General features: G+C 56.8%; 6 protein-coding genes. 4 read left to right on the plus strand and 2 right to left on the minus strand.

Annotated elements, in window-relative coordinates; translation table 11 throughout:
- The first annotated feature begins 8 nt into the window (after positions 1-8).
- Positions 9-692 carry a response regulator gene (locus tag G516_RS0107400; RefSeq protein WP_028293105.1) on the plus strand — a complete coding sequence of 228 codons (684 nt, stop codon included), beginning with the start codon at positions 9-11 and terminating at the stop codon, positions 690-692.
- Positions 693-766: 74 nt separating this feature from the next.
- Here the strand turns inward: G516_RS0107400 and G516_RS0107405 are convergent, their stop codons facing one another.
- On the minus strand, positions 767-4,210 hold the full coding sequence (locus G516_RS0107405; protein ID WP_028293106.1) for a PAS domain-containing hybrid sensor histidine kinase/response regulator: 3,444 nt from the start codon (positions 4,208-4,210) through the stop codon (positions 767-769).
- Positions 4,211-4,508: 298 nt separating this feature from the next.
- Between G516_RS0107405 and G516_RS0107410 the strand changes: the two genes are divergently transcribed.
- Positions 4,509-6,308: a DUF294 nucleotidyltransferase-like domain-containing protein gene (locus G516_RS0107410; protein ID WP_028293107.1), complete on the plus strand. Its 1,800-nt coding sequence runs from the start codon at positions 4,509-4,511 to the stop codon at positions 6,306-6,308.
- Positions 6,309-6,322: 14 nt separating this feature from the next.
- Positions 6,323-6,940, plus strand: a complete 618-nt coding sequence (locus G516_RS0107415; RefSeq protein WP_028293108.1) for a 3'-5' exonuclease — start codon at positions 6,323-6,325, stop codon at positions 6,938-6,940.
- A 1-nt stretch (position 6,941) separates the two neighbouring features.
- Here the strand turns inward: G516_RS0107415 and G516_RS0107420 are convergent, their stop codons facing one another.
- A complete protein-coding gene (locus G516_RS0107420) occupies positions 6,942-7,859 on the minus strand; it encodes an NAD(P)-dependent oxidoreductase (protein ID WP_028293109.1) in 918 nt (305 codons plus the stop codon).
- 168 nt (positions 7,860-8,027) lie between these two features.
- On the opposite strand from G516_RS0107420, the gene G516_RS23800 reads away from it, so the two are divergent.
- Positions 8,028-9,101 (plus strand): GGDEF domain-containing protein, encoded by a 1,074-nt coding sequence (locus G516_RS23800; protein ID WP_051219048.1) that lies wholly within the window; start codon positions 8,028-8,030, stop codon positions 9,099-9,101.
- The last annotated feature ends 277 nt before the right edge of the window (positions 9,102-9,378 follow it).

Genomic DNA, 9,378 nt, shown 5'->3' on the forward strand with positions numbered 1-9,378 from the left:
GAGGACCAATGCAGTTAGCCAATAAAATAATAATTGCCGATGACCATCCCTTGTTCCGCACTGCCATGCAGCAGGCGGTAAAGCAACTGGTACCCGACGCCGAAATACCTCAGGCAGAATCCCTGCCAGACCTGCAAAAGCTGGTTGAAGAACACACCGACGCCGATCTGGTGCTGCTGGATTTGCAGATGCCGGGTGCTCACGGTTATTCAGGATTGGTGTTTTTGCGCTCGCACTACCCGGAAATCCCGGTGATTGTGGTTTCCGCGGCGGAAGACCCGGCCATTATGTGTCAGGCCATTGACCATCAGGCGTCCGGTTATATTCCCAAGTCAGCTCCGCTGGAAGACATTGCGGTGGCGATTCAGAAGGTGCTGGAAGGCGATATCTTCCTGCCAGAAGCCGCGCGTCGTCATCAGCACCAGCCAAACCAGAGTGCACTGGATCTGGCCGACCGTCTGGCCAGCTTGACCCCACAGCAGTTCCGGGTGCTGACCATGATGTCTGAGGGCATGCTGAATAAGCAGATCGCATACGATCTGGACGTCAGTGAAGCCACCATCAAGGCCCACGTGACGGCGATTTTCCGCAAGCTGGGGGTACGTACCCGCACGCAGGCCGTGATTGCCGTTCAAAGCCTCGATATTGAAAAGCCAGAACAACAGATCAGCGCCAGCCAACCGGCCAGCTGAGCGTTGTTTGACATGGGGAGCAGTATAGCTCCCCAACCCCTCTTTCTTTTGCCAATTGCGTCCCTTGAGGGTGACTACTGGCTCACCATCTTGCGAATCACTGCTCGCAGAGCCGCCGGACGAATCGGTTTCTTGAGGAAGTAATAACCCAGCTCTCGTGCCTCGTTAGCAACCGAATCCCGTGGATCGGCGGAAATCAGGATGCCGGGCAGTTGTGGATCGTTGAAATGCTCTCGCAGCCAGTTCATGGCTTGTAAGCCGGTCTCGTCGTTATCCAGCTGATAGTCGGCCAGCATGATGGCAGGCTTGAACGGGATATCGCGGGCGCCTTGCAATGAATCGGTGGCGTAGAGATCACATTCCCAGGTATTGAGCAGCGCTTCCATGCCGGCCAGCACTTCGGGGTCATTGTCGATACAGAAGGTTGGCATGCCGGTGAAGCTGCTGCTCGCCATCGGGGTTGGTGTCGCAGTTGCTGCAACGCTGGCCTGCGGCTCTGCCAATGGCACTATGATGCTGAAGCAGGTGCCTTTGCCGGGTTTCGACTGCACCTTGATCTCGTGCCCCATGCGTTTGGCCATGCGTTCGACAATCGCCAGTCCCAGCCCTTTGGTGTCCTGCTTGCCTTCGTTCAGGCGTTTGAACTCACCAAAAATATCCACCAACTTGTGTTCGGGAATACCAATACCGGTATCCCACACCTGAATCATGACGTTGTCGCCGCGCTTGCGGCAGCCGACCAACACCTTGCCATGCTCGGTGTAGCGCACGGCGTTACTGATCAGGTTCTGAATGATGCGGCGCAGCCAGTGGGAGTCGCTGCTGACCCAGAGTCCTTGCACCGGCCGAACCGTCAGATTCAGACCTTTGTCGGCGGCCAGCGCGGTAAATTCATCGGTCAGTGGTTTCAGCACCGACGCCAGCTCAATGGGGTGTACGCCGGGTTCCATGGCGCCGGCATCCAGTTTGGCGATTTCGACCAGCACCGACAGCACGTCTTCGGAGGATTGCAGCGCGCCCTCCAGGTGATCGAGCAACTGCTGCTGCTCGTCGTTCAGCTGCTTCTGCGCCAGTGTGGAGGCAAACAGCTTGGCGGCGTTCAACGGCTGCATCAGGTCGTGACTGGTGGCGGCCAAAAAGCGGGTTTTGGAGTGGTTGGCTTCAATCAGTCGAGCGGTCAGGTCGTCGAGCTTGGCGGTACTTTTTTCTACCCGTCGTTCAAGCGAGGTATTGGCTTCCCGCAATGCCTGTTCCGCCTGACGGTGAACGGTAATGTCGGTGAAACTGGTAACGAAGCCACCGTCCGGCATCGGATGGCCTTGCATGTAAATGACCTGCCCGTTGGGTAACGAGCGTTCGAACGCATGGGCCGAGCCATGGCGCAGAAAATCCATCCGTCGGCTCACTTGCTCCTCAATCTCCCCAGAGCCACAAAAGCCACGGCCAGCGTTAAAGGCAATCACTTCCTGAATGGGTTTACCGGTGTGGATAAAACCCGCTGGGTAATTGAAAATTTCCAGATAGCGGCTGTTCCAGGCGACCAGATTGAGGTCGCGGTCGACCACGCTGACCCCTTGTTGCAGGTGCTCTACCGCGGCCTGCAGCTGGTCACGGCTCATGGCAAACGCCTGGCTGGCTTCCGATGCCAAAAAGGCCAGATCGCGGATCTGGATGCGTTCGCCGCCCAGTAGGGTAGAGAAGATTACCCGAGCCGAGGACGATCCCATGATCGATGCCAGCAGCTTCTCGGCTTCCTGCAACAAGGAGGCGGTGGCGTGGGCGTTGTTGTACTGAATGCCATGGCGGGATTGGTAGTCGTTGAAAAAGTCTTCCGACTTGCTGAAACCAAGAATCCGCTCCAGCACCACCCGTACGTCGTCGACCTTGCAGTCGAATGCCGGCGCGAGGTCGTCGGGTTGACTGAGCGAGCGGGCTGAGGTGAAGTCACCAGCCAGCATGCGTTCCCGCACCGAGGCATTGGTGACGATGGAAAACAGAAAGTAGAAAAACACGTTGGCGGCAAGGCTCATCAGAACGCCGACACTGAAGTCATCAATGTCTATACCAACGGCCATTTCGGTCAGCTGGCGGCCTTCCATGCCCGGTACGGTTTGGGTAATGAATGGCCACATCAGACCGTAGAACCACACACTGGTGCCTGCCAGCAAACCGGCAATGGCTCCCTGACGGTTGCCTCCCTGCCAGAACAAACCACCGATCAACGGCGGAGCAAACTGGGCGGCGGCTGCAAACGACAACATGCCAATGGCCGCCAGTGAGTCGAACTGGCCAACCAGCCGATAGAACAGATAAGAGCCCAGCATCATCACCAGAATCACCAGTCGGCGCACGGTCAGAATCAGGTTACGTACCTGACTCGAGCGTTGCAGGTCTTCCTGCCCCCGTTGACGGAACAGTGCTGGCAGTACCATTTCGTTGGACACCATGGTGCTGATGGCAATGGTGGCGACAATGATCATGGCGGTTGCGGCACTGCCGCCGCCAATAAAGGCCATGATCGCCAGTGATTCATGGCCCAGCGCCACGGGCAAACTGAGCACATAGGTGTCGGGAGAAAAGCCGATGTCCTGCATAAACAGATGGCCGGTGAGTGCTACTGGCACCACAAAGATCATCATCAACAGCAGGTACAAGGGGAACAGCCAGCGGGCGGTTTTGATGTGGCGGATGGACTCGTTTTCAATCACCGACACCTGAAACTGTCTTGGTAGCGCCAGCATGGCAAAACCGGCCAGCAGGGTTTGCAGCATAAACGACAGGCTGATCAGGTCGCTGTGCATCAGCGGGTGGTCCGGCAGTACTTCCTCGGTTAGTTCCAGCAGGTCGGCGGGGGAGTCGTACAGGTAGCTGAAGACCCATAAACCGACGGCCACAAACGCCACCAGTTTCAGCAGTGATTCAAAGGCGATGGCCAACATCATGCCGGGGTGCTGTTCACTGGCGTCGATGTCGCGGGTACCAAAGATAATAACAAACGACGCCATCGCCAGACTGATGTAGAAGGCGGTGTCTTCCCAGAAGGTTTGTACCCCGTCGGGCTCGCGCCCAAGCGGCAGGGTTAGCAGCTCAAAGGTGGTTGAAATGGCTTTCAGTTGCAGCGCGATGTAGGGCACCACGCACAGAATGGCGACCAGGGTTACCAGCACCGCCAGGGTGTGGTCACGGCCGTAGCGAGTGGCAATAAAGTCGGCAATCGAGGTGATGCGCTTTTCCTTGGCGATACGCACAATCTTCGCCAGCAAACGCCAGAACACCGTGATAAAAATGATCGGCCCAAGATAAATCGACAGAAACACCCAACCGTTCGATGCTGCCTGACCTACTGCGCCATAAAAGGTCCACGAGGTGCAGTACACCGCCAATGCCAGCGAATAGATAAACCCGGTGTTGTGAATAGGGCGGCCACATTGGGCGCGGCGGTCGCCATACCAGGCAATACCAAACAGGGTGGCGATGTAGAGGGCCGAGATAATGACCAGTTGCCAAACGGGTATCATGCAAATCCTTCTTGCGCTTTGGGAGGTTGGGGCGGCTTGACGTCCTTATGCGACAGGCTGTCAGCTCGACCTTGAATGCCGACATCATAGCAACATCACCCTGTGGGGTGTTTGCTTTGCTTGCTCCGTCTGCGGATTGGTCGCTATCGCCATATTCTTTGGTCATATGGTGTTTGGCCAAGGGCTGGATGAGACTGGAGGTTTAGGGACTAATGAAAATAATAAAGATGGCTAAAAGAATGCGGAGCCGTTCAGGCTCGGCATCCGTTGCCGAATGGTCGATTGCCACGGAGTCGCCATGACGATCCAGATCAACCTGAACCAACCACCATTTACCTTCCTTTCCAATGAACAGCTGGAATGGCTGACCCGTCGCCTCGATCTGGTGTTTTTCGCGGCGGGGGCCACCATTCTGGATGTTGGTGCCGCCGCACCCGGTGTCTATATCGTCTACAAGGGCGTGGTAGAAGAGATCGACCCGGCCGACAATCGGGTGTTCAGCCAATACGGCAAAGAAGACCTGTTCGATGTGCGGGCGGTGCTGGAGAGCGGCTGCAAGCACCGTTATGTCGCGGTGGAAGAAACCCTCTGCTACCTGTTGCGTGCCGACGACTTTATTCAGTTGGTGGAGCAATCCGACGACTTTTCTGTGTACTTCAACACCGACCTGGGGACCCAGCAGTCGATGGTTGAGCGCCAGGACTCCAGTGTGTCGGAGTTTATTCTGTCGCGGGTGGATGGCGATGTGATTCGCACACCGGCGTACGTTTCGGCCCAGACCCAGCTGTCGCGGGTGGCGGAAATGATGTTCGAGAAAAAGCAGGATGCGGTGCTGGTGCGCAACGGTCAGGAAATCGGCATCATCACCGGCACCGATTTGCTGAAGGCCACCTTGCTGGGGGATAAAACCAAACAGAGCAAGGCAGTCGATGTGGCCCAATTCAACCTCATCGAAGTTGAATACGGCGAGTTTTTGTTCAGCGCCCTGCTGAAAATGACCCAGCACCAGATCGAACGGGTGATCGTCCGCCGCGAAGGGCAGATCGTCGGCTTGCTGGAGCTGATGGACATGCTCAGTACCTTCTCAACCCATTCTCACATCATTGCCATGCGGATCGACCAGTCGCGCTCGCTGAAAGAGCTGGTGGTGGCGGCCGGACGACTGGAAACCCTGATCGAAACCCTCAATGGTCAGGGGGTGAAAATCACCGCCCTGACCGAGCTGATCACAACGCTGAATCGCCGTCTGATCAACAAGGCGTTCGAGCTGATTTTCCCCGAACGGCTGCGCAAGTCGGTGTGCATTCTGGTGCTCGGCAGCGAAGGCCGTGGCGAGCAGATTCTGAAAACCGATCAGGACAACGCCATCATTCTGGAAGACGAGCACGACAAGGAGGCGGTGTTGCCGTTGCTGCAACAGCTGCATCAGGCGCTGCTGGATTTTGGTTATCCACCCTGTCCCGGTGGGGTGATGTTCGTCAACGATATGTGGATCAACACGGTGGAAGGCTGGCAGGGCAAGGTCAAGCGTTGGCTGGAGTCTGGCAAGCCGGAAAACATGATGAACATGGCCATCTTTATGGATGCCGAGCCAGTGTGCGGTAACCCCGAGTTATTCAAGCCGGTGAAGCAGAGCTGGCAGCTGGAGTCCCTGCGCAACAGCATTGCTTCGGCGCGCTTCGCCAAGCAGGCGCTCAATTTCGAGACGCCACTGACGTTCCTTGGCAACATTCGTGAAGACGACGGCAAGATCGACATCAAGAAGGGCGGCATCTTTCCGCTGGTGCATGGCATTCGCTCACTGGCGTTCGAACACGCGATCGATGAATGCGGCACGCTGGAGCGACTGGAACTGCTGAAGCAGCGGGAGGTGCTGGACGCCGATACCGTGCAAGGGCTGCGTGACGCGCTGATTTTCTTTTTGCGCATTCGCTTGCGTCAGCAGTTGGAGCGTGACGGCGGCGAACGGGGGCTGAGTCAGCAGCTCGACGTCAACCAGTTGCGCAGTGTCGATCGCAATATGCTGCGCCATGCCTTGCACCGGGTGAAAAAATTCAAGCAGTTGCTGACCCAGCACTTCCATCTGGACAGCTTTTGAACGGTGGTTAGACGATGTTAAAACGCTGGTTTGAAGATCACTTGCCGGGCCGGTCCCGACTACAAGGACGCTGGAGTTTTATGGCGGAGCCCTACAGCGGGGATGAAGTGGTAGTGCTTGATTGCGAAACCAGTGTCTTCGACAAGAAAAAGGGCGAGTTGCTGAGCGTCGCGGCGGTGCGCGTAAAGGGCAATGAAATTTTTCTGACCGAAGCGCTGGACCTGACCATCCGTTCCGACGCCGTGACCGACCCGGATGCGGTGCGTATTCATTACCTGCGACGGGAAGACCGACTGGCGGGGATTGAGGTTGAGGACGCCATCGAGCAGTTGCTGGCGTTTATTGGTAATCGACCGATTTGCGGGTTTTATATCGAGTATGACCGCGCCATTCTCAACCGCTACATCAAACAGTTGTACGGCTTCAAACTACCGAACCGGTTTATCGAAGTATCGGAGCTGTACGTGAAGGCCAAGCGCCGTCATCATATTCACGAAGTGCACCTGGATTTACGGTTCGAAGGGCTGGCGAAGGATCTGCAAGTGCCGGTGGTAGAACGTCACACCGCCATGGGCGATGTGATTTCTACGGCGCTGATGTACATCAAGCTCACCGGCTTTAGAAAGACCTGATTTATTTCAGGCTGACGATGTTTTCCGCCGTCAGGCGAATGATGTTCTGGCGGGCTTCCGGGGTAATCCAGGCGTTATGAGGCGTCACAATCAGATTGAGGTCTTCTGTCATGGCGTCCAGCAGCACATGGCCGTTAACCGGTGGCTCTTCCGGCAATACATCCACCGCCAAACCACCCAGCTGGCCCTGACGCAGCGCGTCCAGGCAGGCTGCCTCATCAATGACCCCACCACGGGCACAATTCACCACCACACAGCCGGGTTTGATGGTTTTTAGTGACTCTTCATTCAATAAATGTCGAGTGGATTCCGTTAATGGGCAATGAAAGCTGACAAAATCCGCCTCCGCCAACAAGGACGATAACGGCGGGCGGGGGTCATTGGCGGCTCCCGCACGGGCAGCAAACTGAACCTTTACACCAAAAGCTTCGGCCAGTCGCGCAACGGCATTGCCGAGGGTGCCCGAACCCACAATCACCAACTGCTTGCCAGCCAGTTGTGTTGTCGCTCGTCCCATCAGGCAAAAGAACGGACTTTGCTGCCACTGACCAGCCCGCAAGTCGTGCTGATAGGCCGGTAAACGGCCAGCCAGCGCCAGCAACAACATCAGTGTGTGCTGGGCGACAGAGTCTGTTCCGTAATTGAGGACATTCAGAACAGGAACCCCAGCGGCCTTTGCTGCGTCCATATCAATGTTATTGGTGCCTGTCGCCACCACGAGAATGCCTTTCAGGTGAGTCATGGCGTTGGCATCAATCCGGACCTTGTTGGTGATGACCAGATCAATGCCTTGCAAGCGTTCGGTCAGTTGCTGTGGCGATGTGGTTCCGTACAGCACCAGTTCGCTGACCTGTTCACGAATCGGGTCGAGATTGATGTCATCGCCGAGGGAGTCTGCATCCAGAAAAGCCGCGCGCATTGGGTGTCCTTGTATCGATTGAAGATCGTTTTACCGAGCTGCCAGCGCTCTGAGTGAGTCCCGTGTGGGAACGGCTGAGAGAGTGGCGTGTTATTCAGTCTGTCAGAAGGTAACAGCTAATGTATCAGCCCGAAAGCCGCTTTTGGCCACCCTTCAAGGTTGCCGCCTATGCCTGAATTGCCGACCCACATTCAGCGCCAGACGCATCAGAATATGCTGCTGGGCTTCTGCCGTCTGGCTTTCGTTCTGGTGCTGTTGGGCACTCTGCTGCGGCCGTTGGTGGTGACCTTGTCACCAGTGTTTACCTGGTTGGGGCTGGCCAATCTGGTGGCTCTGGCAACCGCGTATGTGGCCATTCGGTCGCGTCTTTTTCCAAACCACGGAATCTGGATCATGTTGGCGGTGGCGATGTTCAGTCTGCTGCCGCTGTTACTGGTCTCCGGTGGTGTGAACAGCCAATTCGGGTGCCTGCTGCCACTGGTGCCGATGGGAGCTGCGCTGCTGGGGGGCCGTATCGAGTCGTTGGCGGCCGCGGCGGTGCTGGTGCTGAGCATCATGGCCATGATGATCGCCGGTCCGCGAGTGATGGACTTATCGGGCGAACCCTGGATCGCCGCCAAGGCATTGCCGCGTGGTTTCTGGATGATTCTTGGTGTTATTGCCGGTAGCTATTTTGGCCTGACGTTTCTCAAGCGTACCCGTAACCTCAATCAGGAGCTGGTGGATCTGGCCAACAGCGATCCGTTGACGGGTCTGCTGAACCGACGCGGTTTCTCCAATGCCATGCGGCGGCTGATGAATCAACAGCGTCAGCACGACGAAGGCCTGAGCCTGCTGCTGCTCGACATTGATCATTTCAAAACCATCAACGACCGCTATGGCCACGACATTGGTGATGAGTGCCTGATCAAGGTGGCCGAACGCCTGAAAAGCTCCATTCGTGGCTCAGATCTGGTGGCGCGATTTGGCGGCGAGGAATTTATTGTGGCGCTGGCCAATGCCTCGCCGACCCAGGCCATCGAGGTTGCCGAAAAGCTGCGGCTGGTGGTTCAGGCAATGACGGTACGAGGCGTCAGCGACCCAATCACGGTTACCATCGGTGTGGCGGCCTGCCATGGTGGGGTGTGTGATCAGACCAGTATGATCAAGGCAGCGGATACCGCACTGTATGAAGGCAAGCAGAGCGGCCGCAACCGGGTGGTGATGGCGGATTGTTCGCTGGTGGAAGACGTTGAAGCCTGACATCCGACATCCGACATCCGACATCCGACATCCGACATCCGACATCCGACATCCGACATCCGACATCCGACATCCGACATCCGACACCCGACACCCGACACCCGACACCCGACATCCGACACCCGACACCCGACATCCGACACCCGACATCCGACATCCGACATCCGACATCCGACACCTGACACCTGACACCTGACTCCCAACATATCCCAACCACCAACAAAAAAGCCCCAACCAAAACTGGCCGGGGCTTCAAGGGTGTTGCTTCAGAGTGGTT

This window comes from Oceanobacter kriegii DSM 6294 (assembly GCF_000422845.1).
GTDB classification, from domain to species: Bacteria; Pseudomonadota; Gammaproteobacteria; order Pseudomonadales; family Oceanobacteraceae; genus Oceanobacter; species Oceanobacter kriegii.

Coding starts and splice junctions, on each gene's coding strand:
- G516_RS0107415 (WP_028293108.1), top strand. CDS start 6,323: ATGTTAAAACGCTGGTTTGAAGATCACTTGCCGGGCCGGTCCCGACTA.
- G516_RS0107405 (WP_028293106.1), bottom strand. CDS start 4,210: ATGATACCCGTTTGGCAACTGGTCATTATCTCGGCCCTCTACATCGCC.
- G516_RS0107400 (WP_028293105.1), top strand. CDS start 9: ATGCAGTTAGCCAATAAAATAATAATTGCCGATGACCATCCCTTGTTC.
- G516_RS23800 (WP_051219048.1), top strand. CDS start 8,028: ATGCCTGAATTGCCGACCCACATTCAGCGCCAGACGCATCAGAATATG.
- G516_RS0107410 (WP_028293107.1), top strand. CDS start 4,509: ATGACGATCCAGATCAACCTGAACCAACCACCATTTACCTTCCTTTCC.
- G516_RS0107420 (WP_028293109.1), bottom strand. CDS start 7,859: ATGCGCGCGGCTTTTCTGGATGCAGACTCCCTCGGCGATGACATCAAT.